This window comes from Burkholderia sp. Bp8986 (assembly GCF_003854225.1).
Taxonomy (GTDB): domain Bacteria; phylum Pseudomonadota; class Gammaproteobacteria; order Burkholderiales; family Burkholderiaceae; genus Burkholderia.
In genome coordinates this window covers 96,893-122,545 of record NZ_QTQM01000006.1, presented here as the reverse complement: position 1 = coordinate 122,545, position 25,653 = coordinate 96,893, and the positions used below count along the sequence as shown (strand labels likewise).

Sequence of the window (25,653 nt, the reverse complement as noted above, 5' to 3'; positions counted from 1 at the left end):
TGAATGCTTTCGGACCGCTTCGGGTCCTTAAGCGGGACGGATCAGGAGACACCGGGCATGGACCTGAACGCGCTGACGCTGCTCGTCGAGATCCTCGACGCGGGCAACCTGAGCAAGGCCGCGCAGCGGCTCAAGATGAGCCGCGCGAACGTCAGCTACCGGCTGAACCAGCTCGAGCGCTCGATCGGCCAGCAGCTCGTGCGCCGCACGACGCGCCGCATCGAGCCGACCGAAATCGGGCTGAAGCTGTACGAGCACGGCCGGCGCATCCGCAACGAGCTGCTCGCCGCGCAGGAATCGGTGACGACGCTCGGCCAGGACCTGCAGGGCCGCGTGCGGCTGTCGGTGCCGAGCGGCTATGGGCAGATGGTGATGTCCGACTGGCTGCTCGCGTTCAAGCGGCTGCATCCGGGCATCGTGCTCGACGTGGTGTTCGAGAATCGCGTGGAGGACCTGATGCGCGACGAAGTCGACATCGCGATCCGCGTGATGTCCGAGCCGCCGCAGAACCTCGTCGCGCGCGACATGGGCGCGGTGCGCTACGTCGCGTGCGCGTCGCCCGCGTTCGCGGCCGCGCATGGCATGCCCGCGAGCCTCGGCGCGCTGGCCGCCGCGCCGGTCGTCACCGCGACGGTGCTGGGGCGGCAGCTGCGGATCGCGGCGTACCTCGGCGACGAACGCCACGAGGTGCTGCTCGAGCCCACGCTGATTTCGGAGAACTTCCTGTTCCTGCGCCAGGCGATCCTCGCCGGGATCGGCGTCGGCATCGTGCCCGACTACGTGATGCAGGACGACATGCGGCGCGGCACGGTCGTCACGTCGCTCGACGCGTATCGTCTCAGCATCTTCGGCACGCACATGTACATGCTCTACATGCCGAACCGGCACCACACGCGTGCGACCGCGACGTTCATAGAGTTCATCCTCGAACAGGCCGGAAAGGCCGGCCGGGGCGGGCCCGGCGGGATGCGTCAGGGTTTCCTGTCGGATGACAATCCGCCGGCCGCACGGCGACAATAGCGCGCCGTCCGTGCGGAGCGCGTGCCGCGCACACGCCGCCTCCTTCGAATTCACTGTTGCCGAGGGTTTCAATGTTCGACCGGATCCGTCCGCATTCGCGTCCCCGGACGCTCGTCGCCACGCTCGCGCTCGCCGCGCTCGTCACGTTCGACGCCGGCTGCACATCGCCGTCCGCGCCGTCGGGCGCCGTCGTCCCGGTCGCTGCCGCGTCCGGCGCCGCGGTGCCGCTGCCCGGCGTTCACGCGCCCGAACTGGCGTCCGGCTGGACCGACAAGCCGGGCTGGACCTCGCAGCGCTTCATGATCGCGGCCGCGAACCCGCTCGCCACGCAGGCCGGCGACGAGATGCTGAAGGCCGGCGGCACCGCGATCGACGCGGCGATCGCCACGCAGATGGTGCTCGCGCTCGTCGAGCCGCAATCGTCGGGGCTCGGTGGCGGCGCGTTCATGCTCTACTTCGACGGCCGTGCGACGCAGGCGTACGACGGCCGCGAGACCGCGCCGGCCGCCGCGACCGACCGGCTGTTCTACGGCCCGACCGGCCAGCCGATGGGCTTCTACGAAAGTGTCGTGGGCGGCCGTTCGGTCGGCACGCCGGGCGTGCTGCGGATGCTCGACGCCGCGCACCGCGCGCACGGCAAACTGCCGTGGCGCCGGCTGTTCCAGCCCGCGATCCGGCTCGCCGAGCACGGCTTCACGATCAGCCCGCGCCTCGCGATGCTGATCGCGAACGACAAGTACCTGATGAACGACCCGGCCGCGCGTGCGTACTTCTACAACAAGGACGGCACGCCGAAGGCGGCCGGCACGGTGCTGAAGAACCCCGCGCTCGCGACCGTGCTGCGCCAGGTTGCCGATCGCGGCGCGAATGCGTTCTACACCGGCGCGATCGCGCGCGACATCGTCACGAAGGTGCGCAAGCACCCGACCAATCCGGGCCTGCTGTCGCTGCAGGATCTCGCGCGCTACAAGGCGAAGGTGCGGGCGCCGCTGTGCACCGGCTACCGGCGCTCGGTGGTGTGCGGGATGCCGCCGCCGTCATCGGGCGGCCTGGCGATCGCGCAGATGCTCGGCATCCTCGAGGCGATGCCCGACTGGCAGCAGATCGGCGCGCAGAAGCCGGTGCGCAACGAAGTCGGCTACGAGCCGACGCCGTTCGCCGCGCACCTGTTCAGCGAGGCGGGACGCCTCGCGTATGCGGACCGTGCGCGCTACGTCGCCGATCCGGATTTCGCGCCGCTGCCGGGCGGCAGCTGGGCGAGCCTCGTCGACCGGACCTATCTCGCGCAGCGCGCGCGCCTGATCGGCGACACCAGCATGGGCGTCGCGCAGGCCGGCACGCCGCAGGGCGCGACGCTCGCGCTGGCCGACGACCGCAGCCCCGAATTGCCGTCGACGTCCGACATCGCGATCGTCGACCGCTACGGCCAGGCGCTGTCGATGACGACCAGCGTCGAGGACGCGTTCGGTTCGCGGCTGATGGTGCGCGGGTTCATGTTGAACAACCAGTTGACCGATTTCTCGTTCGTGTCGAACGAGAACGGGCGACCGGTCGCGAACCGCGTGCAGCCAGGCAAGCGGCCGCGCTCGTCGATGTCGCCCGAGCTCGTGTTCGACCAGAAGACGAAGCAGGTGACGATGATCGTCGGCTCGGCCGGCGGCCCCGCGATCATCAATCACGTCGCGAAGACGATGATCGGCGTGATGGACTGGGGGATGACGATGCAGCAGGCGATCGCGCTGCCGAACGTCGGGTCGATGAACGGGCCGACGCAGCTCGAACGCGGCCGCGTGTCGGACGCGCTCGTCGACGGGTTGAAAGGGCGCGGGCACGACGTGCGGGTCGTCGAGATGAATTCGGGACTGCAGGGGATCCAGCGGCTGAACGTGCAGGGGCAGACGGTGTGGTTCGGCGGGGCCGACCCGCGGCGGGAAGGCGTCGCGATGGGCGAGTGACGCGACTGGCACGACCGGCACGGGCGGTGCGCATGCGCCGCCCGCGGGTCTCATCCGGGCATCACCCGCGTCCCTTCCACGGCACCACCCGCCGCTCGACCCACCGCATCGCGAGATCGAACAGCCATGCGATCGCGCCGATGATCAGGATCCCCATCACGACGAGATCGGTGCGCAGGAAGCTCGACGCGTTGAGCACCATCTGCCCGAGCCCGGCCGTCGCGGCGACCATTTCGGCCGCGACCAGCGTCGTCCAGCCGAATCCGATCGCGATCCGCAAGCCGGTGAGGATTTCCGGCAGCGCCGCCGGCAGCACGACATGGCGCACGATCTGCGCGAAGCTGCCGCCGAGCGAATACGCGGCGTTGATCTGCTCGACGGTTGCCGCGCGCACGCCGGCACGGGCGGCCATCGCGATCGGCGCGAAGCATGCGAGGAAGATCACGACGAGCTTCGCCGTCTCGTCGATGCCGAACCAGATCACGACGAGCGGCAGATACGCGAGCGGCGGCAGCGGCCGGTAGAACTCCAGCAGCGGATCGAGCACGCCGCGCGCGATGCGGCTCACGCCCATCAGGATCCCGGCCGGCACGCCGATCGCAGTGGCGAACACGAAGGCGCCGAACACGCGCGCGGCGCTCCACAACAAATGCTCCGACAACGGCAGGCCGCCCTGGATGCGGCCATGCCACGCGTCGACGAACGCGGCCCATACCGCTTCCGGCGCGGGCAGGAACAGCGGCGGCAACCACTGCCGGCGCGTCGCGACCCACCACAGCACGGCCAGCGCCGCGACCGTCGCCGCGCTGAGCGCGGCCGTCCGCCCCTGCCCCGGCAACCGGTAACGATGCGATGCGCGAGCCGGACGCACCGCGTGACGCTGTTGCGTCGCGCGTTGATCCTGCCCGACCTCCGCGGCCGCTCGATCGGCTGCCAACGAATCCTGCGTGCTCATGTCGTCCTGCCTGTGCAAAGTACTGATCCGGCCGCGCCCGACGGACGCGCCCCGTCGCGCGAACTCATGCATCACGCGCGCTCCGCCACCGCCTCGTCGCGATGCAGATACGCGATCAGCCGCTCGCGCCACGCGATGAATTCCGGCGACGACTTCACCGCGCGCGCATCGCGCGATTCGACGTAGCGCCGCGCGAACGGCAGCTCGAACGTCTCCGCGATCCGGCCGGGGCCGGGCGTCATCACGACGAGACGCGTCGCGAGGAACAGCGCCTCCTCGACGTCGTGCGTGATGAAGAACACCGTCTTGCCGGTGCGTGCCCACACGTCGAGCACGAGCGCCTGCATCGTGCCGCGCGTCATCGCGTCGAGCGCGCCCATAGGCTCGTCCATCAGCAGCACGCGCGGATCGCTCGCAAGCGCACGCGCGATGCCGACGCGCTGCTGCATCCCGCCCGACAGCTCGTACACGCGCGCGTGCGCATGCTTGTCGAGCCCGACCAGCGCGAGCATCTCCCGCGCCCGCGCTTCGCGTTCGGCCTTCGACACGCGTGCGAAGCGCAGCCCGAGCGCGACGTTCTCGAGCACGTCGAGCCACGGCAGCAACGCGTATTTCTGGAACACGACGCCGCGATCGGCGCCGGGGCCCGTGACCGGCACGCCGTCGACGCGCACGTCGCCGGTCGTCGGCGCGACGAAGCCGGCCATGCAGTTCAGCAGCGTCGTCTTCCCGCACCCGGACGCGCCGAGCGCGACGACGAATTCACCGGCTTCGATGCGCAGGTCGACGTGCGCGAGCGCCTGCGTCGTCGGCCGGCCGCGTTCGCCGGGATAGTCGACCGATACCTGACGGACTTCCAGCGTGCTCATGATCGAAGGGCTCCGCGACGAGTGGGCTGAACGGCCGCGCTCAGCGCGCGGCCTTCTGCACGAACTGCGGATCGACGCCGGCCGAATAGTCGGACAGCACCGTCTGGATCGTGCCTTGCGATTTGAGGAACGTGGCCGTGGCCGCGAGCGACTTCGCGGCGCCCGATTGCGCGCCGCCGCCGAGCCACGTCGGCGAAGCCTGCTCGGCCGCCGTCGGGAACGCGTAGAGCGCGAGGCTGGCCGGCACGTCCTGCGCGTTCGCGCCGGACACCTTCGCGACCGCCGCGACCTGCGGCGAACCGACCTTCCACGCTGCAGCGTGCGCGCGGTAGTCGGCGTCTGCCGCCGCGAGCACCTTCACGAAGCGCGTGACGAACTCGGGGTTCTCGCGCGCGAACTTGCGGCTCACGACGAAGCCGTCGAAGGTCGACTTGCCGCTTTCCTTCGCAACCTGGCCCGACGTCGTGAGCACGGTGCCCGACTGCTTGACCTTCGCGAGCACCGGATCCCAGATGTAGGTCGCGTCGATGTCGCCGCGCGCCCACGCAGCCGCGACTTCGGGCGGACGCAGGTTGACGATCTTCACGTCGTTCGGATTGACGCCCGCGGCCTGCAGCGCGACGAGCGTATGGAAGTGCGACGTCGACACGAACGGCACGCCGATCTTCTTGCCCTTCAGCCCGGCGACGTTCGTGACGCCCGAGCCGTTGCGCGCGACGAGCGCCTCGGCGTCGTTGATGTTGTCGAGCACCCAGAACAGCGAGATGTCGAGCCCCTGCGACAGGCCGGCCGCGATCGGGCTGGAACCGGCCTCGCCGAGCTGCACGGAGCCCGACGCGAGCGCGCGGATCACGTCGGCGCCGCTGTCGAGCTTGCGGAACGTGACCTTGTAGCCGGTCGCCTTTTCGACTTCACCGCTCGCCTGCGCATAGCGCCACGGCACGACCATGTCCTGGTACGCGATCACGACCTCGCGCGATTCGGCGTGCGCCGCGCCCAGCGCGGCAAAGGCGGTCAGCGCGACGACGGCGCGGCGGACGAAGCTGAAACGGGACATGCGGCTCTCCTTCGGGATGCGGGCATTGCTGCGGGAGAGCCGACTTTACGAGCTTTGCGCGCGGCGGGAGCGAACTTATCCTGCGAAGCTATCGATGCCGTTTCAGCTTTGCTTTCCATGCTCGACCGGATTGCGTGTCCGGTCGGGTGACGATTGCCGTGCGCATGCGCGGATGGCCGCCGCGCCAACGAAAAAGCCCGCATCGCTGCGGGCTTTTTTCGACTGCGCGAGACAATCGCGGCATCGCGACGCTCAGACCACCCCGGCCCCATGCGCCTGCAGATCGGCGTGATAGCTCGAACGCACCATCGCGCCGACGGCCGCGTGCGTGAAGCCCATCTTGTACGCCTCTTCCTCGTACATCTTGAACGTATCCGGATGCACGTACGCACGCACCGGCAGGTGGTGCTCGGACGGTTGCAGGTACTGGCCGATCGTCAGCATGTCGACGTCGTGCGCGCGCAGGTCGCGCATCACCTGCAGGATTTCCTCTTCGGTCTCGCCGAGGCCGACCATCAGGCCCGACTTCGTCGCGACGTCCGGATGCAGCGCCTTGAAGTCCTTCAGCAGCTTCAGCGAGTGCGCGTAGTCCGAACCCGGGCGCGCTTCCTTGTACAGGCGCGGCACCGTTTCGAGGTTGTGGTTCATCACGTCGGGCGGCGCGGCGTTCAGGATCGAGATCGCGCGGTCGAGACGGCCGCGGAAGTCCGGCGTCAGGATCTCGATGCGCGTGTCCGGCGACTGCTCGCGTACTTCACGGATGCACTCGACGAAGTGGGCGGCGCCACCGTCGCGCAGGTCGTCGCGGTCGACGCTCGTGATCACCACGTACTTGAGCTTGAGCGCCGCGATCGTGCGCGCGAGATTCTTCGGTTCGTCCGCGTCGAGCGGATCGGGACGGCCGTGGCCGACGTCGCAGAACGGGCAGCGGCGCGTGCACTTGTCGCCCATGATCATGAACGTCGCGGTGCCCTTGCCGAAGCACTCGCCGATGTTCGGGCAGCTCGCTTCCTCGCACACGGTATGCAGGTTGTGCTCGCGCAGGATCGTCTTGATCTCGTTGAAGCGCGAGCTGCCGGTGGCCGCCTTCACGCGGATCCACTCCGGCTTCTTCAGCTTCTCGATCGGAACGACCTTGATCGGGATGCGCGCCGTCTTCGCCTGCGCCTTCTGCTTGGCGGTGGGATCGTAGGCAGCGGTCGCGGCCGAGTCGGCCGGTGCGGGGGAAGCGGTAACGTCAGTCATTCGAATGTTCCAGTGCCTGCGGCTTGTCGGCGGCCGCGGATGCGCCATCGAGGTTGGCAATCAGACGACCCACCAGCGTGTGGGCGACGTCGTTCCAGTCGGCGGCAACCTCGAGGCTCGCCATGTCGACGGTTTCCAGTCCGGCATAGCCGCACGGGTTGATCGCGAGAAACGGGCGCAGATCCATCTTCACGTTCAGGCTCAGCCCGTGATAGCTGCAGCCGTTGCGGATCTTCAGGCCGAGGGCCGCGATCTTCGCGCCTTCGTGCACGCCGGATGCCACGTAGATGCCCGGCGCGCCCGCCTTGCGGACCGAAGCGAGATTATACGCCGCGAGGGTTTCGATCACGGCCTCCTCGATCTTCGTCACGAGCGTGCGCACCATCAGCTTGCGCCGGCGCAGGTCCAGCAGCAGGTAGGCGACGATCTGGCCGGGGCCGTGGTAGGTGATTTGCCCGCCGCGGTCGACCTTCACGAGCGGCACGCCGCTGTCGGCCACCAGCAGGTGGGCCGGGTCGCCGGCCTGGCCGAGCGTGTAGACGGGCGGATGCTCGACGACCCAGATTTCGTCGCCGGTGTCGGCCGTGCGCGTGTCGGTGAACGCGCGCATCGCGTCGAAGCTCGTCTCGTAGGCCTCGCTGCCCCGCCAACGCACGGTGACCGGCACGACGGGCTGGACCGGAGACCCGGCGGGCGATTCGGAAACAGCGACAGGCGTGGACACGATGGCAACCGGCGAGACGGACATGGGCGCTAGTTTACCGAAAACCCATGCGTCTCGCCGGCCCGGGAAGGGGACGGATCGCGAGCATCCGTCGGAGGAAAGGTCGGTCAGACGGTGCGCCAGCCGTCGTGGAACAGCGCGTTCACGCGGTTGCGCAGCCGCGCCAGCGCGCCGCGCGCGACTTCCCCGGCCGGCCGCGACACCGAGAACGCGACCTGCGCGCCCTGCCGGCCTTCCGCACTGAGCCACAGCCGCTCGCCGCGACGCAGCCGGAGCGTCTCGCCGTCGACCAGGAAGTAGTCTTCGACGTCGTTGCTGCGCGTCGCCCACACCGGCCCGCATTGCACCGTCAGACGCGTGCTGCGCTGCACCTTCATCGGCACGGTCTCGCCCGCGGGGATTTCGAACGTGATGCTTGAAGAAATTTCTTGCATGATCGACTCCGCCAATAAATGCTTCGATGGCTACAATCGTAGTCACTTCAAGGCACCCGACAAAACGACCAATTTTCACGTCGATGTGAGGAAAATTAGCAAATGGACCTCCGCCAGCTGCCTGCGCTGAACGCGATTCGCGCGTTCGAAGCCGCCGCCCGTCACGAGAATTTCTCCCGCGCCGCCGACGAGCTGTACGTCACCCACGGCGCGGTCAGCCACCAGGTTCGCGCGCTCGAGGAGGAGCTCGGCGTGCAGCTGTTCACGCGCAACGGCAAGCGGCTGTGCCTGACCGACGCCGGCATGCGCTACGCGCAGCAGGTCCGCACCGCGCTGATGCAGATCGCCGATGCGACGCGCGAGGTGCGCGCGAGCGACCGCGGACGGCGGCTGGTGGTGTCGATGCTGTCGTCGTTCGCCGCGCGCTTCATCACGCCGCGCATCGGCACGTTCATCGAGCGGCATCCGGAAATCGACGTCGAGTTGCAGTCCACCAACTCGCTCACCGACTTCGCGCGTGACGACGTCGATCTCGCGATCCGCTTCGGCTCCGGCAGCTATCCGGGGCTGCACGTCGAGCCGCTGTTCGAGGAAGTGTTCTTTCCGGCGTGCTCGCCGACGCTGAACGGCGGCAAGCTGCCGCAGACGCCCGCCGATCTCGTGCACTACAACCTGTTGCGCTCGGACGACGAGCTGTGGCGGCCGTGGTTCGACGCGGCGGGGCTCGATACATTGACCGAGCCGAAACGGGGGATTCTGTACCAGGATTCGTCGAACCTGCTGCTGGCCGCGATCGACGGCCAGGGCATCGCGCTGGTGCGCCGCTCGCTCGCGGTGCACGACCTGCTGGACGGGCGCCTCGTGCGCCTGTTCGACATCGACGGGCAGAGCCCGTGGCACTATTTTTTCGTGTGTCCGCCGCCGCTCGTGAACACGCCGCGCGTGCAGGCCTTCAGGACCTGGCTGCTTCAGGAAGTCGCGGAGTACCAGCAGCTGTGCGACGAGCTGGACGCGCGGCGCGCGGCGGGGAAAACCCCCGCCGAGTGCGCGCAGGAAGGAGGATGGAAAGCGGCCCTCAGAGCACGACCTTGACCATCGGATGGCCGGTCAGTGCGCGGTAGATGTCGTCGAGCTGTTGCTGGCTCGTGGCGCGCACGGTGATCGTGAGGCCGGTGTAGTTGCCGCCGCTCGAGGCACGCTCCTCGATCTTCTCGACGTCGATCTCGTTGTCGTGGACGGCCACGACCTTGAAGATCGTATCCTTGAATTCCGGGTGCGCCTTGCCCATGATCTTGATCGGGAAATCGCACGGAAACTCCAGCAGCGACTCCTTCCGGGCATCGATCGCGCCGGTGACCTCGATGGTTTTGGTCGGTTCGCTCATCACTTTCTCCGGGTTAGGTCAAACTGTTCAAACTCGCGTGCCTTCGCACGCTGGTACGCGTCGTACAACGCCGCGAACACGGGGCCCGGCTTGCCGCCCTGCACGGGCAGGTCGTCGAGCGACGTGACGGGCAAAATCTCCTTCGTGGCCGACGTGATCATGATCTCGTCCGCCGAGCGCAGCTCGGCTTCGCTGATCTCGCGCGCGACGAACGGAATGCCACATTCGTCGGCCAGCTGCTCGACCAGCGCGTAGCGGATCCCTTCGAGGATCCTGTTGCTGCGCGGCGGCGCGTACAGCTCGCCGTTCTTCACGACCCACACGTTCGACGACGAACCTTCGGTCACGTTGTCGTCGCGCAGCTGGATCGTCTCGAACGCGTCGCGTTCGGCCGCATGCTGCGCCATCAACACGTTGCCGAGCAGCGAAATCGACTTGATGTCGCAATGCAGCCAGCGGCGATCCTCGGCCGTCACGCAGCGCACGCCCTGCGCGCGCTCCTCGTCCGACGGCAGGCGCAGCGGGCTCGTCATCGCGAACACCGTCGGCACCGTATTCGCCGGGAACGCGTGGCCGCGCTTCGCGACACCGCGCGTCACCTGCAGGTAGACGAGCGCATGGCCGTCGCCGAGGCCTTCCGCATTCGCGGCGACCACGCGCTCGATCAGCGCGCGCCAGCCGGCCGCGTCATGCGGATTGTCGATGCCGATCTTCTTCAGGCTGCGCGCGAGCCGGTCCAGATGCTGTTCGATCCGGAACGGCACGTGCGCGCCGTCATGCGCATAAACGGGGACGACTTCATACACGCCATCGCCGAAGATGAACCCGCGGTCGAGCACCGGCACGCGGGCTTCCGACAGCGGCACCAGTTCCTCGTGCGACGACACGCTGAGGTAGACGATCGGTTCGAATTCGGCTTGGCTCATGGCAATGACAGATGGGGATGAAGTCGTGAAAACAAAGGCCCGTCGCGCTTACTTCTTCTTGCTGAACATCAGCAGGATCGAGTCCCAGATACGGCCGAAGATACCCGCTTCCGGCACGGCCTGCAGCGCGACGACCGGGAACTCCGACAGCGTCTTGCCGTCGGCGACGATCTTCACGGTACCGACCTGCTGGCCTTCCGCGAGCGGCGCGATCAGCGGCGCGTTGACCTCGACTTCCGGCTTGACCTTGTCGCCCAGGCCGCGCGGCACGGTCACCCACTGGTCGCCCTTCACGCCGACCTGCACGGTGTTTTCCTTGCCCTTGTAGATGCGCGGCGTCGACATCGCCTGGCCACCCTTGAACAGGCGCACCGCGTCGAACGCGCTATAGCCGTAGTTCAGCATCTTCATGCTGTCCTGCGTGCGCTCGCCTTCCTTCTGCTCGCCCATCATCACCGACACGAGACGCCGCTGGCTGTCGACACCCGGGATCGCGCGCTTCGCCGACGCGATCAGGCAGTAGCCGGCCGCCTGCGTATGGCCCGTCTTCAGGCCGTCGACCGTCGGATCCAGCCACAGCAGGCGGTTGCGGTTGCCCTGGCGGATGTTGTTGTACTTGAATTCCTTCTCCGAGAAGATGCTGTAGTACTGCGGAAAATCGCGGATCAGGTGCGCGGACAGCTTCGCGAGGTCGCCGGCCGTCGTGTAGTGGTTCGGGTCGGGCATGCCGTTCACGTCGGCGAAGTGGGTGCCCTTCATGCCGAGGCGCGCCGCCTCGTCGTTCATCAGCGTGACGAACTGCCCTTCGCTGCCGCCGACGAGTTCGGCCAGCGCGATCGCGGCGTCGTTGCCCGACTGGATGATCATCCCGTACACGAGGTCGTGCACCGACACCGGCTTGTTCGCCTCGATGAACATGCGCGACTCGTCGGTGCCGACGCGGCGTACCGCGACGCTCGGCGTGACGATCTGCTCCATCGAGATCTTCTTCTTGTCGAGCGCCTCGAACACCAGGTAGGCCGTCATCAGCTTCGTCAGCGATGCGGGCTCGACGCGTTCGTCGGCGTTGCCCGAGGCGAGCACCGTGTTGCTCGTCGCATCGACGAGCACCCACGAGCGCGCGTTCACGCCCGGCGGCGGCACCGCGCCCGGCATGAAGGTCGCGGGCGCGCCGGTGAACTGCTCGGCGGCGGCGGCCGGCGCGGCATGCGCGGCCTTGGCCTTGGCGGCCGGCTTCGCCTCGGCGACGACGATCGTCGACGCGAGCGCGACGGGCAGCATCACGCCGAGCGCGACGTTGCGCGCGGCGGTGCCGAAGGCGATGGAAGAAGCGAGGGACTTGAGGCCTTGGGGAGACAGACGCATGATCGATTCAGGCTGATGGCAGAAAGTGCGGCGCGAAACGCGCAAGGGTTGAACGGCAAGGCGGCGGGCGTTCCGGCGTTCGTCCGACTGCGTCGGACGGCGCGAAACGCGCCGGTTGGACTCGTGCGGACGCGTTCGGTTCGCGGCCGTCGCGAGCGGGCGGACAGGCGGCGAAACGAGCGCCGCATGGGCCCAGCCGGGCCGCGGGCGACGCGAATTGCGGCCATTATACGTGGCTGCGAACGGCGTTTTCGGGAACCGTGGCCCGGGCGGCCGCACGCCGACTTCGAGAGGATGGCGAGGCTTCGCTGCGAGAGAGGGTGATCGAAGCCGCGCGAAAGGCGTGCGCAGGCGCCGTGCAAGTCGGATTGCGCCGCGCCGCAGCGGGCATGTGCGACCGTGCCGTGACACGATGCGGCGCGATGTCGCGCGAGCGGCGACATCGCACGCGTGCGGCAGCGGCGCCGCACGCCGGGTTCAGCGCATCAACGCCACGCGTCGACGATGATGCGCTTCAGCACGTGCAGCTTGCGATGGAAGAAATGCTCGGCGCCGGGGATCACGACGACCGGCAGTTCCTGCGGCCGCGCCCAGTCGTACACCGACGCGATCGGCACCGTGTCGTCGGTTTCGCCGTGGATCACCAGCGTGTTCTCCGGCACCTCGGCGACCTGCCAGCGGCTCGCGGCCGTGCCGACGAATACCATCCGCTCGATCGTCTCGCCCGCGTCGCGCAGCCGCTTCGCGACATGCGACAGCACGAAGGTGCCGAACGAGAAGCCCGCGAGCACGAGCGGCAGGTCCGCACACGCGGGCTGCGCGCGCATGTGCGCGAGCACGGCGAGCAGGTCGTCGGCCTCGCCGATGCCGTTGTCGTGCACGCCCTCGGTCGCGCCGACGCCGCGGAAGTTGGACCGGTACACCACGTAGCCGAGCTGGACCAGCGTGCGCGCAAGGGTTTGCGCGACCTTGTTGTCCATCGTGCCGCCGAACAGCGGATGCGGGTGCGCGACGAGCGCGATGCCGCGCGGCGCGGCGCTGCCGTCGCGCATGGCGTCCGGCAGGTCGACCGCGATTTCGATCTGCCCGACCGGGCCGGCGATCAGCGACTTCTGCGTATGAACGTTCATTCTGCCGGCCCGCTCAGATCTTCAGGCGCTCGACGACCTTGCCGTCGCGCAGGTGCGATTCGACGATCTCGTCGATGTCGGCCTGGTCGACGTACGTGTACCACGTGCCTTCCGGATACACGACCATCACGGGCCCTTCCTCGCAGCGGTCGAGGCAGCCGGCCTTGTTGATGCGGACCTTGCCGGGCCCCGCGAGGCCGAGTTCCTTCACGCGCTTTTTCGCGTATTCCTGCATGGTCTGCGCATCGCATTGCGCGCAGCTCGGACGCTCGGCGCCCGGGTCGCGCTGGTTCAGGCAGAAGAAGACGTGGTGCTGGTAGTAGGAATCCATGATGGTGACGAGCGGCCCGGCGCGGTGCCGGGCGGAAAGATGGGCGATCGCCGTTGCGCGCGGCAACGGATGTGCGGACGATTATAACGAGCGGCGCGCGCCGCTGCCCGCGACCGAACCGTGGCCGCCCTGCCCGGCGTGCCGCGTCAGCGCCGCGGCGCGGCCGGCAGCCACGCGTGCTCGACGCGCTGGCCGAGCCAGATCAGCGCCGCGTAGGGCCAGATCCACGCGAGCCAGCGCGCGATGCTGTTGAAGTGCACGTAGCGGCCCTGCCGCCAGCCCGACAGCGTGAAGTCGAAGAACGGGTTGACGGGCAGCAGGTTGACGAGCGCCACGCCGGCCAGCAGCGCGAGCGCCGCGAGCAGCGCGCGCCACGCGGCCGGCACGCGCAATGCGAGCAGGGCCGCCGCGAAGCCGAGCTCGATGCCGAGCCGCGCACCGGGCGTCGCCCACACGACGACGAGGCCGGTGCTCGACTGCATGAAGGTCGCAGCCGCCTTCAGCGCGAGCGTCGCGACGACGAACCCGATCAGGAGCCGCACGCGCGGCGCGCGCTCGCGCATCGCGAGCGACGCGATCGCCAGCGCGGCGAACAGCATCAGGCCACCGAGCGCGGCTTCCCACGCGGAGTCGGACAGCCAGCCGTCGACACGCTCGGGCCATTCGCTCACGCGCCACGCGGCCGGCAGCCACGCGAGCAGCGCGTCCTGCATCGAGCCGTCGGCGCGTTCCCACAGCGCGGCCGGCCAGTCGCCGATGCCGAACAGGAACGGCGACGGAAACAGGATCGCGAACGGCCACAGTCCGGCGAGCAGCAGCGGCGTCGCGCCGTCGGGCTCGAACCACGCGAAGCGCAGCCGGCGCAGCGCGCCGCGCTCGAGCAGCGCGCCGGTGGCCGGTGCCGCGAGCGCCGCGCCGAGCAGCGCGCCGAGCGCGTTGGCCGCGAGGTCGAGATTCGACGCGACACGCGTCGGCAGGTAGGTCTGCAGCGCCTCCATCGACCCCGACAGCAGCACGCCGAGGCCGCCGATGATCAGCGTCGCGACCACGCCGCGCCAGCGCGGATGCAGCGCGAGCACGCCGAGCGCGCCGAACGGCAGGTAGCCGAGCACGTTGGTGACCACGTCGAACGCGGTCACATAGCGCTGCATCGGCGCGAACAGGTAGTCGAACGGCCCGATGCCGAGCGACACCCAGCCGTCGAACGGATACAGCGATGCATAGACGACGAGCGCCGCATACGCGGCGAACGCCTGCCGCGCCAGCGACGACGCGCGCGACGTGCCCGGCGCGCTCATCGCGGCTGCGCGTGGTGCGTCACGGGTTGCCCGCGTACGCCTGCACGCCGACCCACGCGGCGATCTGCGACACGAGCTCGTCGCTCGCGGCCGCGAGCGCACGCGCGCCGCCTTCCGCATCGGGCGTGCTCGACGGCGCGCGCGCGACGAAGGTGCGCTGGCCGAGCACCTTGCCGTCCTGCATCAGCGTCGCGCGCGCGGTGACCGCGCCGTGGCTCTGCGACTGCCCGTCGAACACCTGCTCGAATTCGTTCAGGTCGACCTTCAGCGTCGGCGCGCGCACGCCGTCGGTACCTTCGAGCACCGCGCCGCGCGACGACAGCGCGCCGCGCAGCCGCTGCGTGAGCAGTTGCGCGGGTGGCGCGGTCCAGCGGCTGTCGCGATAGACGGCCATGCGCTGCGCATCCGCATACGCGAGGCGGTAGACGAACTTGTCCGTGTCGAGCGCGTCGGGCGCGGCGACGTCGAGCACCTTCAGCGCGGGCCCGGTGCCGGCCGTGACGACCGATGCGGCCGGCCCGAGGTCGTAGCGGACGTTCGACAGCGCCGCGGCGTTGCCGGCGCAGCCGGCGGCGAACGCGAGCGTCAGCACCGCGAGCGCGGTCGCTGCCGGACGCAGCGCGCGGTCAAGGATTCGTGGCATGGCATGTTCCTGCATGATGTTTCCGGTTTCGATGGCGTGATGGCCCGGTCTCGCGCCGGGCCGGTCGAGCGGCGGGCTGGCGATGCGCTTCATTTCCCGGCCGCGGCACCCGCCCCCGGCCAGACGAAGCCCGCCTCGCCGGGCCCGGGCGCGGAGCCGGGCGAGCCGAACAACAGACTGCGCGGGTTGCGGCCGAGTTCACCGGCGACGTCCTTCAATTGCCGCGACGCATCGCCGACGCTGCCGGCCAGCGCGTTGAAACGCGGCAGCGTGTCGTACTGGACCCGCGCGTTCAGGTCGTTCAGCGCGACGCCGACCTGCTCGGCAGCCGAGCCGGCCTTGTTCAGGTTCGACACGAGCGGCCCGTTCGGCTGCAGCAGCGTGTTCGCCGACGCCATCGCGCGATCGACCTGGTGCATCGTCTCCGGCAGCGCGGCCACCGCCGGCGCGAGCTGCTTCGACAGCGTCGCCGCGCCGTCCGCCGCGTGCTGCAGGCTTTCGGCCGTCGCGCGCAGCTGCTCGCGCATCTCCGGCGACATCAGCGCGTTCGCGCTTTTCGCCGCCAGCTCGAGCTGCCGCAGCAGCACGTCGCCGCGCTCCTGGATCTGGTCGAACAGGCTCGGCCGCATCGGGATCTGCGCGATCGCCTTCGGCGACGACGGCAGCGGCGCCAGGTCGCGCCCCGTATCCTCGAGCTGCACGAACGCGATGCCCGTCACGCCCTGGAAGCCGAGGCTGCCGTAGGTCGACTGCGTGATCGGCGCGTCGCGATCGACGAGGATCCGGATCCGGATCTGGCCCGGATGCGCGCGATCGAAGCCGATCGACTGCACCTTGCCGACGTCGAGGCCGCGAAAACGCACGGCCGCATCGGGGAACAGGCCCGTCACGTTGGTGCGCGCGAGCAGGTCGTACGGCACGCGCACGGTACGGTCGACGTTGAACCAGAACACGGTGCCCGCGATCGCGAGCGTCAGCGCGATCGTGAACAGGCCGGCCCAGAACGCATGTGATTTGTTTTCCATTCGCGGGTTCCTTGCTTCTTGCCTTGCTTACAGATCGACGCTCGACGGCGCCGGTTCGAGGGCCGCCTGCGGCAGCTTCGCGCGCCGCTCGGGCGGCAGCGCCTGCAGTGCGCGGCGCCCGCGCAGCCCCAGGAAATATTCGTGGATGAACGGATGGTCGACGTTCGCGGCCTCCTCGACGGGGGCCGCGACCAGCACCTTGCGGTCGGCCAGCACCGCGACGCGCGTCGACAGCGCGACCATCGTGTCGAGATCGTGCGTCACCATCACGACCGTCAGCCCGAGCGTGCGGTGCAGCGTCGCGATCAGCTCGACGAATTCGTCGGACGCCTGCGGGTCGAGGCCGGCGGTCGGCTCGTCGAGGAACAGCAGTTCCGGCTCGAGCGCGATCGCGCGCGCGATGCCGACCCGCTTCACCATCCCGCCCGACAGCGCGGCCGGCATCTTCGACGCGTGCTTGCACGGCAGCCCGACCATCTCGAGCTTCAGCATCACGATGTCGTGCAGCAGGTCGGGCGGCACGCGGCCGAGCTCGCGCAACGGCTGCGCGACGTTGTCGAACACCGTCATCGACGAAAACAGCGCGCCCTGCTGGAACAGCATCCCCGAGCGCGTGCGCATCATCCGCGCGGTCGCGTCGTCGATCTTCGACGTGTCCTCGCCGAACACCTTGATCGTGCCCGACGTCGGCCGCTCGAGGCCGAGGATCTGCCGCACCAGCGTCGTCTTGCCCGAGCCCGAGCCGCCGACGATCGCCACGATCTCGCCGCGCCGCACGTCGAAATCGAGCTTCTGGTGAATGATGTTGCGCCCGTAGCGCTTCGTCAGGTTGCGCACCTCGATCACGAGGTCGTCGCCGGGCACGGCGGCGCCCGGCGGCGTGCCGACCGAGCCTGCGCCGATTGCCGCGGCATGCGCGCTGGCGGCACCGGCCGCCGGTTCGTTCGACGCGTTCATCCGAGCCCCACGTTCTGGAACAGGATCGCGAACACCGCGTCGGCGAGGATCACGACCGTGATCGACGAGACGACCGAGGTCGTCGTCCCTTCGCCGAGGCTCTGCGAGTTCGCCTTGATCCGGAAACCGAAATGACAGGCGACCAGCGCGATCAGCATGCCGAACACGACACCCTTGCCGATGCCGATGTACAGGTTCGCGATCGGCACGACGCCCGGCAGCGAGCGCACGAAATAGTTGACGTCGATGCCGAGCACCAGCTTCGCGGCGAGCGCGCCGCCGGTGAGCGCGATGATGTTGGTCCACATCACGAGCAGCGGCATCGCGACGCCGAGCGCGAGCACGCGCGGCAGGATCAGCCGCAACCCGTGCGGGATGCCCATCACGCGCATCGCGTCGAGCTCCTCGGTCACGCGCATCACGCCGATCTGCGCGGTGATCGCCGAGCCCGAGCGGCCCGCGACGAGGATCGCCGACAGCACGGGCCCCAGCTCGCGGATCACCGACAGCCCGAGGATGTTCACGATGTAGCGGTTCGCGCCGAACATCTGCAGCTGCTGCGCGGACAGGTAGCTCAGCACGATGCCGATCAGGAACGCGACCAGCGCGGTGATCGGCAGCGCCTGGGCGCCGGCGCTGTAGATGTTCGCCGAGGTTTCCTTCCACGGCATCGTCTGTGGGCGGCGCAGCACCGACAGCGCATCGAGGATCACGAGGCCGAACATCGCGATGCCGCCCTGCAGGTGTTCGGCGAACGCGAAGATCGCCTGGCCGAGGCGCGTGACGGGATCGAACCGCACGACGCGCTCGGGCGCCTCGCGCTGGCTGTCGAGGCGTTCGATCCGCTCGAAGATCGTGCGCTGCGTGGCGGACAGCTCGACGCCGGCCGGCAGCTTGCGGCCCCACACGCGCCACAGCGCCTGGCCGCCGACGTGGTCGAGTCGCTCGATGCCGGACAGATCCCATTCGTTCACGCGCCCGGACGCGATGCCCGCGATGCGGCGCGCGACCGCGCCGCGGTTGCGCGCAAGCGCGAGTGCGGTCCATTGGCCGTACAGGCGCACCGTCTGACCCTGGCCGCCGGCGTCGACCGACAGGCCGGGAGGAGTCTCGAAGTCCAAGGGCGGATTGTTTGCAAAAGGATGACAGCGGCCATTGTAGCGAACCGCCCGGCGCCGCGACGTGAGGATTGCCGTCGGGGCGCGCGGCCGGGAGCGCGTGGCGGGGCACGCGTGGCCGGCGCGTCGGGCCGCGGGCATCCAGTTGCGGGTGCCCGGCCCGCCACGGCGCACCGTTCGCCGCCGGACCGGCATGCCGGGCGCGACCTTTCATTCTTCCGTCACGTTTCCTTTCGATACTCTCACGCGCCGCACATCAGGCCGTCGGCGCCCGCGCCGCCATCTCGCGGCGCGCCTCGCGATTCATAGAACAGAACACCGAACAGGACAATCGATGCGTCTCCCCCCGCTTTCCCGCCGCCGCGCGACCGCCGCCGCCGCGCTCGCCAGCCTCGCCTTCGCCCTCGCCGGTTGCGGCGGCGACGACGTCACCGCTCCGCCGTCGTCGCAGACGCAGGCCCAGGCGCCCGCCGGCACGACCGCCACGCTCGCGCTGCTCGAAACGACCGACCTGCACACCAACGTGCTGTCGTACGACTATTTCAAGCTCGCCGCCGACAAGTCGCTCGGTTTCGAGCGCGTGTCGACGCTGATCGCGCAGGCGCGCGCGCAGTACCCGAACACGCTGCTGCTCGACAACGGCGACACGATCCAGGGCACCGCGCTGTCGGACTACCAGGCGCTCGTGAACCCGATCGGCTGCGACCAGACGCTCGCGATCTACAAGGTGATGAACGCCGCGAAGTTCGACGGCGGCGGGATCGGCAACCATGAGTTCAACTACGGGCTGCCGTACCTGTCGCAGGTGACCGGCAACACGTTCGACGTCGACGGGCTGCCGGCCCCCGCACAGCAGAAGAAGTGCGCGGGCCCGAACTTCCCGCAGGTGCTCGCGAACGTGATCAGCGCGAGGACCAACGCGCCGCTGTTCACGCCGTACACGATCCTCACCCGCACGGTGACGGCCGTCACGCCCGACGGCAAGACCGTCAGCGCGCCGGTGAAGATCGGCATCATCGGCTTCACGCCGCCCGCGATCATGAGCTGGGACAAGCGCTGGCTCGACGGCAAGGTCTACACGACCGGCCTGAAGGAAGCGGCCGAGAAGTACGTTCCGGAGATGCGCGCGAAGGGCGCCGACCTCGTCGTCGCGATCTCGCACGGCGGCCTCGACAACACCGCGTACTCGCCGACGATGGAGAACGGCAGCTGGTGGCTGTCGAAGGTGCCCGGCATCGACGCGATGCTGATCGGCCACTCGCACCAGGTGTTCCCGGACGCGAACAGCACCGTCGCGCAGTTCAACCTGCCGGGCGTCGACAAGGCGAAGGGCACCGTCAACGGCGTGCCGACCGTGATGGCCAACTACTGGGGCAAGCATCTCGGCGTGATCAAGCTCGGTCTTGAGTTCGACGGCAAGACGTGGACCGTCGACAAGTCGCAGACGACCGTCGAGGCGCGGCCGATCCAGAACGCGGACAAGAGCTACGTCGCCGCCGATCCGTCGGTGTCCGCCGCGATCGCCGCCGAGCACCAGGCGACGATCGACTACGTGAAGACGCCGATCGGCTCGACCGACTACCGGATGAACTCGTACTTCGCCGACGTCGGCGATCCGGGCGCGATCCAGATCGTCAACGAGGCGCAGGCCGACTACGTGAAGACCTACGTGCAGGCGAACCTGCCGCAATACGCGTCGCTGCCGGTGCTGTCGGTCAGCGCGCCGTTCAAGAGCGGCTTCGGCGGCGGCAGCGACTACACCGACGTCGCGCCCGGCGCGCTCGCGATCAACAACGCGGCCGACCTGTACCTGTATCCGAACACCGTGTACGCGGTGAAGGTGAGCGGCAGCGACGTGAAGAACTGGCTCGAGACGGCCGCGAAACGCTTCAACACGATCGACCCGACCCAGGCGACCGTGCAGCCGCTCGTCAGCAGCTTCCCCGGCTACAACTTCGACATGTTCACGTCCGCCGATCTCGCGTACGAGATCGACGTCACGCAGCCGGTCGGCAGCCGCATCAGGAACCTGACGTACAAGGGCGCGCCGATCGACCCGAACGCGCAGTTCATCGTCGCGACCAACAACTACCGCGCGAGCGGCGGCGGCAACTTCCCGGGCCTCGACGGCAGCAAGACGATCTTCGCGTCGCCCGACGCGAACCGCGACGTGCTGATCGCATTCATCAAGAAACGCGGCGCGATCACGCGCGCGGCCGACGGCGCGCAGCGCAGCTGGCGCTTCACGAAGCTCGCGAGCTCGGTCGCGCACGTGCGGTTCACGTCCGCGCCGAACCGGCTCGGCGACGCGGCGGCTGCCGGCCTGAGCGGCCTCACGCAGGTTGCGGCCGACGACGGCTCGGGCAAGAACCTCGCCGTCTACGAGATCGACCTCACGCAATGACCATGAGACCCGCGATGCAACCGATCCGGACGATGCGGCCGGCCGAGGCCGGCTTCGCCGCCGCCGCGCGGCGCGTGCTGCGCGCGAAACTCCCGCCGGCCGCGTTGCTCGCGGCGGCGGCCGTGACCGTCGCGGCCGTGGTCGCCGCGACCGGCTGGCGCGCCGCCGGCCCCGCCCCGAGCGCCGCGCAGCTCGACGAATGGCAGGCGATGGTCGCGCAGGCCGTCGAGCCGCACGCGCTCGCGCAGTTGCGCGCCCTCGCGCGCCGCGGTTCGGGCGACGCGCAGGCGGCGCTCGGCATCGCGCTCGTCGATGCGCGCGAGCCGGGGCTGCGCGACGAGGGACGCGGCTGGCTGGAAACCGCCGCGCAGGCGGACACGAAAGCCGGCACGCACGCCGCACGGCGCGCGCGGCTCGCACTCGGCAAGGCATTGCTGCTGGGCAGCGGCGACATCCCGAAGGACTATGTGCGCGCCCGCGCGCTGCTCGGCGAAGCGGCCGGACAGGGCGATCCGGCCGCCGCGTATTACCTCGGGCTGATCTATCGCAGCGGCTACGGCACCGCCGCGGACGCCGTGCAGGCCGCGCACTGGTTCGAGCTCGCGTCGCGCGCGGACCTCCCGGCCGCGGACTTCATGCTCGCGAACGCGTACCGCGAAGGCAGCGGCGTGCCGCGCGACGAAGCGCGCGCGCTCGCGCTGTATCGCCGGGCGGCGGAACACGAGCTGCCGGAAGCCGTGCAGACGCTCGCGATGGCGTATCGCAACGGCGAGCTGGGGCTCAAGCCCGACGCGGACGAATTCCACGCGCAGTGGATCGAAACCGCGCATGCGCTGAAGCACCCGGTCATCGCGCCGTGATGCGCGCGAGCCGCCTGGCCGGGTGCCGTCGCGGCATCCGGCGTCAGGCGGCGCCGCTCCGCGCGGGTCGTTCCAGGCGCATGTACGAGTCGGACACGATCAGTCCGAAGACGATGTGATCGAGCGCGCTCACCCAGCCTCGCGCGTCGGCGAACCACGGAAACAACTGCGTCATCCCGTAGTAGTTGACGACGTACAGCAGCACGCCGAACACGGCCCCCGCCACGCTGGCCATCCCGATGCTCGAATCCAGGCTGAAACACGCAATGATCACGGCCAGGACCAGCGCAAATACGATCGACAACGCGAAGTGCACGCCCAGCGCGGCCAGCAGCGTCCCCACTTCGACCGTGGCCGACGGCGCGAGCGCGTCATCGCCGAAGTAGATGGCCGCGATCATGCGCAGCGGCGCCCACGCGTCGTGTCCGATGATTGCCGCCGCGACGACCTGGACGACGAGGAAAACCGCACCGGCCACGCACCCGCCGATCACGGCGGCTCGCCACACCGGAATGCGGCGCACGTAATGGTGCGAATGCATGTGGAGTTGCATGGCCACCTCCTTGAAAACGGTCGGCCGCCGCATCAGCGCCGGTGCCTATGCTACGTACCCGCTCGCACCGCCGACCATGCCGACTCGAGCGAGTTCATCAGCCGGCGACAGGCACACGTCGTCGGGAGCCCGGCGGCATCGGCGATCCGGCGCGTCCTGCGGTGAAGGCGCGCGAACAGGCTGGACGGGCTCGAACCCGAATGAAGCGGGTTCATCGCCATTTCCGTCGATGCGGCAACGACGAGGACGCGCCGGCGCGCGCCGATTCGTCTGCGTTACTGCCGGCAACACCGTCGAACGCGCCGCCAGAGCGGATACTTCGAACGTAGTCGTGCCGGTCTCCAAATTCAAGATGCCGGCCGGCGGCGGTACGCGACTGTGCCGGGTTCGGCAGGCGAAAGCGGCAACAGGCCCGCGGTCAAGCAGGACACCGACCGCGAGCATTCGCGCGTCCGTGCAAGCCGAGCCTGAAAAACAGGTAGCCGCGCCGGATGCGCGGCCATCATCGTCGATATTGCTGCCGGTGCTTCCACGCGCCCCTTGCGCCCCTGTCGCTACAATAGCCACCATGAACGCCCCCACCTCCTCCGACACGCCCGATTCCGGCGACGCGCACATCGCGCGCAACCGGCTCGAGGCGCACCTGGATGCCGCGCCGCGCGCGTGGCCGCTCGACATCGTTGCCGCCACCGGCTCGACCAACGCCGACGTCGCGACGCGCCTCAAGGCGCTGCCGCGCGCCGCGAACGCGCTGCCCGCGCCGCTCGTGCGCGTCGCGTTCGAGCAGACGGCCGGCCGCGGCCGGCAAGGCCGCCCGTGGTTCGCGCAGCCCGGCAACGCGCTGCTGTGCTCGGTCGGCTGCATCGTGCCGCGCCCCGTGGACGCGCTCGGCGGCCTCAGCATCGCGATCGGCGTCGCGCTCGCGGAAGGGCTCGCCGCGCTGCCGCTCGACGCCCGCACGCGCGTCGCGCTGAAATGGCCGAACGACCTGCTGCTGACGGTCACCGACGACGGCACGCCGCGCATCGTCGGCAAGCTCGCTGGGATCCTGATCGAAACCGTCTGGACCACCGCCGACGCGACCGCCGTCGTGATCGGCTTCGGCATCAACGTGCGCGGCGCGGAAGCCGTCGCCGCGCAGGTCGACGCGCTGCGCGCGCGCGAAGCGACGCTCGCGAGCGGGCTGCCGCCGGCCGCGCTGTCGGCCGCGTGCGCATCGGCCAACCTCACCGATACGCTCGCCGCGGCGCTGAACGCGCTCACCCCCGCCCTCGCGCAGTTCGGCACCGACGGGCTCGCGCCGTTCCTGCCGCGCTGGCACGCGCTGCACGCATACGCGGGGCGCGAAGTCGTGCTGCTCGAACAGGGTGTCGAACGCGCGCGCGGCATCGCGACCGGCATCGACGCGACCGGCCAGTTGCTGCTCGACACGCCCGATGGCGTGCGGGCGATCGCGGCCGGCGACGTATCGCTGCGCGAAGCGCAATGAACGAACCGCATCTGCTGATCGACGCCGGCAACAGCCGGATCAAGTGGGCGCTCGCCGACGCGCAGCGCACGCTCGTCGACACCGGCGCGTTCGGCCATACGCGCGACGGCGGCGCCGACCCCGACTGGTCGGCCGTGCCGCGTCCGCGCGGCGCATGGATCTCGAACGTCGCGGGTGCCGACGTGGCCGCCCGGCTCGACGCGCTGCTCGACGCCCGTTGGCCCGGCCTGCCGCGCACGACGATCCGCTCGCGGCCCGCGCAATGCGGCGTGACGAACGGCTATACGACGCCCGAACAGCTCGGCAGCGATCGCTGGGCCGGTTTGATCGGCGCGCATGCGGCGTTTCCGTGCGAGCATCTGCTGATCGCGACGTTCGGCACGGCGACGACGCTCGAAGCGCTGCGTGCGGACGGTCGTTTCACCGGCGGGCTGATCGCGCCGGGCTGGGCGTTGATGATGCGCGCGCTCGGCACGCACACCGCGCAATTGCCGACGCTGACCACCGACATCGCGAGCGGGCTGCTCGCGGGTGCGCAGGCCGAGCCGTTCCAGGTCGATACGCCGCGCTCGCTGTCGGCCGGTTGCCTGTACGCGCAGGCGGGGCTGATCGAACGCGCGTGGCGCGATCTCGCCGATGCGTGGCAGGCCCCCGTGCGGCTCGTGCTGGCAGGCGGTGCGGCCGACGACGTCGCGCGTGCGCTGACGCTGCCGCATACGCGGCACGATGCGCTGATCCTGTCCGGGCTTGCGCTGATCGCCGTGGAAGCGGCGGCGCAGGATTGACGTAAAACCGGCCGGCATCGCGCCGGCCGCATCGACGGATGCCCGGCTGCGGGCTTCGTCGCGGTGACGATGGAAAAACGGGCGCCGGTGCCTGGCGCCCCTGCGGAGAGCCCGGCCGCATGCGGCCCCGGCCGACGCGAACGATCGCCGGCGACGACGACGCCCGCCGTGCGACCGTCCCGACTGAACGACTGAACGACTGAACGACTGAACGACGACGAGGAGTGTCGACGATGCTGCGCTGGCTGATCGCTGTTCTCTTTCTCGCGAACCTGCTCGCGTTCGTCGCCGTGCGCGGCGTGTTCGGGCCGCTGCCGGCGGCCGGTCCGCGCGAACCGGGCGTGCTGTCCCGGCAGGTGCGGCCCGAGGCGCTGCATGCGATGCCGCTCGCGCAGGCGGCCGATCAGCCGGTGATCGGCGGCCCGATCGGCGCGCCGGCCGTCACGGCCGAGCCGTTCGCGGCATCCGCGCCCTGACGGCGCGGCACCCGCATCAGGACTGCTGCGCGCGCACCTTTTTCAGCAGCGCGGTGGTCGAGCGGTCGTGCTCGAACGGAATCGCGAGCGCCCGCCCGCCCCAGCCGCGCACGATCGCCGATTCCGGCAGCGCGTCCATGTCGTAGTCGCCGCCCTTCACGAGAATGTCCGGACGGACGGCCTCGATCAGCGACACCGGCGTCTTCTCCTCGAACTTCACGACCCAGTCGACGCTTTCCAGCGCCGCGAGCAGCGCCATGCGGTCGTCCTCGCGGTTGATCGGCCGGTCGTCGCCCTTGCCGAGCATGCGCACCGACGCATCGCTGTTCACGCCGACGATCAGGCATGCGCCGAGCGCCTTCGCATCGGCGAGATAGGTGACGTGGCCACGGTGCAGGATGTCGAACACGCCGTTCGTGAACACGACGGGCGAAGGCAGCGAAGCGCGCAGCGCAACCAGGGCGTCACGGGTGATCAGCTTGCGTTCGAAGGTAGCGGACATGATGGATTTCGGATGGCGTGAGCGGCGCGCGGTGCACGTCGCGACGGAACACGGCGGCGCCAGATAAAAAGCCCGCCGGATCGCCGGGCGGGCTTCATGCGGGAATACGGGGCGGCGAGCGCGGCCGGCGGCGCTTCACGCCGGCTGC

26 protein-coding genes are annotated in these 25,653 nt (G+C 69.6%); 8 read left to right on the top strand and 18 right to left on the bottom strand.

Features of this window, described 5'->3' with window-relative positions:
• Nucleotides 1–57: 57 nt before the first annotated feature.
• Both DID99_RS08750 and ggt read left to right on the top strand, forming a co-directional pair.
• Nucleotides 58–1,020: a LysR family transcriptional regulator gene (locus DID99_RS08750; RefSeq protein ID WP_124486547.1), complete on the top strand. Its 963-nt coding sequence runs from the start codon at nt 58–60 to the stop codon at nt 1,018–1,020.
• A gap of 71 nt (nt 1,021–1,091) precedes the next feature.
• On the top strand, nt 1,092–2,975 hold the full coding sequence (gene ggt, locus DID99_RS08745; protein WP_124666507.1) for a gamma-glutamyltransferase: 1,884 nt from the start codon (nt 1,092–1,094) through the stop codon (nt 2,973–2,975).
• 61 nt (nt 2,976–3,036) lie between these two features.
• On the opposite strand, the gene DID99_RS08740 is transcribed toward ggt, so the two are convergent.
• The 6 genes from DID99_RS08740 to DID99_RS08715 all read right to left on the bottom strand — a co-directional run bounded on the left by DID99_RS08740 (nt 3,037) and on the right by DID99_RS08715 (nt 8,259).
• Nucleotides 3,037–4,002 (bottom strand): ABC transporter permease subunit, encoded by a 966-nt coding sequence (locus tag DID99_RS08740; protein WP_124666535.1) that lies wholly within the window; start codon nt 4,000–4,002, stop codon nt 3,037–3,039.
• Nucleotides 4,002–4,799, bottom strand: a complete 798-nt coding sequence (locus DID99_RS08735) for a taurine ABC transporter ATP-binding protein (RefSeq protein ID WP_124666506.1) — start codon at nt 4,797–4,799, stop codon at nt 4,002–4,004. The genes DID99_RS08740 and DID99_RS08735 overlap by 1 nt, the downstream gene beginning before the upstream one ends.
• Before the next feature lie 40 nt (nt 4,800–4,839).
• Nucleotides 4,840–5,856 (bottom strand): taurine ABC transporter substrate-binding protein, encoded by a 1,017-nt coding sequence (tauA, locus tag DID99_RS08730; RefSeq protein ID WP_124486550.1) that lies wholly within the window; start codon nt 5,854–5,856, stop codon nt 4,840–4,842.
• Between the two features lie 252 nt (nt 5,857–6,108).
• Nucleotides 6,109–7,101, bottom strand: a complete 993-nt coding sequence (lipA, locus tag DID99_RS08725; protein WP_124486554.1) for a lipoyl synthase — start codon at nt 7,099–7,101, stop codon at nt 6,109–6,111.
• Nucleotides 7,094–7,849, bottom strand: a complete 756-nt coding sequence (gene lipB / locus DID99_RS08720) for a lipoyl(octanoyl) transferase LipB (protein ID WP_124571346.1) — start codon at nt 7,847–7,849, stop codon at nt 7,094–7,096. The genes lipA and lipB overlap by 8 nt, the downstream gene beginning before the upstream one ends.
• 83 nt (nt 7,850–7,932) lie before the next feature.
• Nucleotides 7,933–8,259 carry a DUF2917 domain-containing protein gene (locus tag DID99_RS08715; protein ID WP_044846777.1) on the bottom strand — a complete coding sequence of 109 codons (327 nt, stop codon included), beginning with the start codon at nt 8,257–8,259 and terminating at the stop codon, nt 7,933–7,935.
• Nucleotides 8,260–8,361: 102 nt separating this feature from the next.
• Between DID99_RS08715 and DID99_RS08710 the strand changes: the two genes are divergently transcribed.
• Nucleotides 8,362–9,351, top strand: coding sequence for a transcriptional regulator GcvA (locus DID99_RS08710; protein ID WP_044846754.1), 990 nt, complete (start codon nt 8,362–8,364; stop codon nt 9,349–9,351).
• Here the strand turns inward: DID99_RS08710 and DID99_RS08705 are convergent.
• The 10 genes from DID99_RS08705 to DID99_RS08660 form a co-directional block, all read right to left on the bottom strand.
• Nucleotides 9,335–9,643 carry a YbeD family protein gene (locus DID99_RS08705; RefSeq protein WP_044846755.1) on the bottom strand — a complete coding sequence of 103 codons (309 nt, stop codon included), beginning with the start codon at nt 9,641–9,643 and terminating at the stop codon, nt 9,335–9,337. The two genes, DID99_RS08710 and DID99_RS08705, sit on opposite strands and share 17 nt — an antisense overlap.
• Complete coding sequence (locus DID99_RS08700; RefSeq protein WP_124486555.1) at nt 9,643–10,569, bottom strand: D-amino acid aminotransferase; 927 nt, start codon at nt 10,567–10,569, stop codon at nt 9,643–9,645. Before DID99_RS08700 ends, DID99_RS08705 begins: the two co-directional genes overlap by 1 nt.
• Before the next feature lie 48 nt (nt 10,570–10,617).
• On the bottom strand, nt 10,618–11,934 hold the full coding sequence (locus DID99_RS08695; protein ID WP_044846757.1) for a D-alanyl-D-alanine carboxypeptidase family protein: 1,317 nt from the start codon (nt 11,932–11,934) through the stop codon (nt 10,618–10,620).
• Between the two features lie 485 nt (nt 11,935–12,419).
• Entirely contained in the window at nt 12,420–13,064 is a 645-nt protein-coding gene (locus DID99_RS08690) for an alpha/beta hydrolase (RefSeq protein WP_124486557.1), read from the bottom strand.
• A gap of 13 nt (nt 13,065–13,077) precedes the next feature.
• The gene (locus DID99_RS08685) at nt 13,078–13,395 is read right to left on the bottom strand and encodes a ferredoxin (protein ID WP_044846759.1); all 318 of its coding nucleotides are present in this window, start codon (nt 13,393–13,395) and stop codon (nt 13,078–13,080) included.
• A gap of 146 nt (nt 13,396–13,541) precedes the next feature.
• A complete protein-coding gene (locus DID99_RS08680; RefSeq protein WP_124571348.1) occupies nt 13,542–14,693 on the bottom strand; it encodes a VanZ family protein in 1,152 nt (383 codons plus the stop codon).
• 19 nt (nt 14,694–14,712) lie between these two features.
• Nucleotides 14,713–15,336 (bottom strand): ABC-type transport auxiliary lipoprotein family protein, encoded by a 624-nt coding sequence (locus DID99_RS08675; protein ID WP_044846778.1) that lies wholly within the window; start codon nt 15,334–15,336, stop codon nt 14,713–14,715.
• An 89-nt stretch (nt 15,337–15,425) separates the two neighbouring features.
• Entirely contained in the window at nt 15,426–16,361 is a 936-nt protein-coding gene (locus DID99_RS08670; RefSeq protein WP_044846761.1) for an MlaD family protein, read from the bottom strand.
• 27 nt (nt 16,362–16,388) lie between these two features.
• On the bottom strand, nt 16,389–17,318 hold the full coding sequence (locus DID99_RS08665) for an ABC transporter ATP-binding protein (RefSeq protein ID WP_124571349.1): 930 nt from the start codon (nt 17,316–17,318) through the stop codon (nt 16,389–16,391).
• On the bottom strand, nt 17,315–18,439 hold the full coding sequence (locus DID99_RS08660) for an ABC transporter permease (RefSeq protein WP_044846763.1): 1,125 nt from the start codon (nt 18,437–18,439) through the stop codon (nt 17,315–17,317). Before DID99_RS08660 ends, DID99_RS08665 begins: the two co-directional genes overlap by 4 nt.
• Before the next feature lie 331 nt (nt 18,440–18,770).
• Between DID99_RS08660 and DID99_RS08655 the strand changes: the two genes are divergently transcribed.
• Complete coding sequence (locus tag DID99_RS08655; RefSeq protein ID WP_124486561.1) at nt 18,771–20,840, top strand: bifunctional 2',3'-cyclic-nucleotide 2'-phosphodiesterase/3'-nucleotidase; 2,070 nt, start codon at nt 18,771–18,773, stop codon at nt 20,838–20,840.
• A gap of 14 nt (nt 20,841–20,854) precedes the next feature.
• Complete coding sequence (locus DID99_RS08650; RefSeq protein ID WP_124571350.1) at nt 20,855–21,700, top strand: tetratricopeptide repeat protein; 846 nt, start codon at nt 20,855–20,857, stop codon at nt 21,698–21,700.
• 43 nt (nt 21,701–21,743) lie between these two features.
• Here the strand turns inward: DID99_RS08650 and DID99_RS08645 are convergent, their stop codons facing one another.
• Complete coding sequence (locus DID99_RS08645; RefSeq protein WP_044846766.1) at nt 21,744–22,253, bottom strand: hypothetical protein; 510 nt, start codon at nt 22,251–22,253, stop codon at nt 21,744–21,746.
• A gap of 568 nt (nt 22,254–22,821) precedes the next feature.
• Here DID99_RS08645 and DID99_RS08640 point away from each other — a divergent pair.
• The 3 genes from DID99_RS08640 (at nt 22,822) to DID99_RS08630 (ending at nt 25,003) form a co-directional block, all read left to right on the top strand.
• Entirely contained in the window at nt 22,822–23,742 is a 921-nt protein-coding gene (locus tag DID99_RS08640; protein ID WP_124520671.1) for a biotin--[acetyl-CoA-carboxylase] ligase, read from the top strand.
• Entirely contained in the window at nt 23,739–24,527 is a 789-nt protein-coding gene (locus DID99_RS08635) for a type III pantothenate kinase (RefSeq protein ID WP_124666505.1), read from the top strand. The genes DID99_RS08640 and DID99_RS08635 overlap by 4 nt, the downstream gene beginning before the upstream one ends.
• Nucleotides 24,528–24,760: 233 nt before the next feature.
• Complete coding sequence (locus tag DID99_RS08630) at nt 24,761–25,003, top strand: hypothetical protein (RefSeq protein WP_124571358.1); 243 nt, start codon at nt 24,761–24,763, stop codon at nt 25,001–25,003.
• Nucleotides 25,004–25,019: 16 nt separating this feature from the next.
• Here DID99_RS08630 and rfaE2 read toward each other — a convergent pair whose 3' ends face one another.
• Nucleotides 25,020–25,505 carry a D-glycero-beta-D-manno-heptose 1-phosphate adenylyltransferase gene (gene rfaE2, locus DID99_RS08625; protein WP_060110665.1) on the bottom strand — a complete coding sequence of 162 codons (486 nt, stop codon included), beginning with the start codon at nt 25,503–25,505 and terminating at the stop codon, nt 25,020–25,022.
• Between the last annotated feature and the right edge of the window lie 148 nt (nt 25,506–25,653).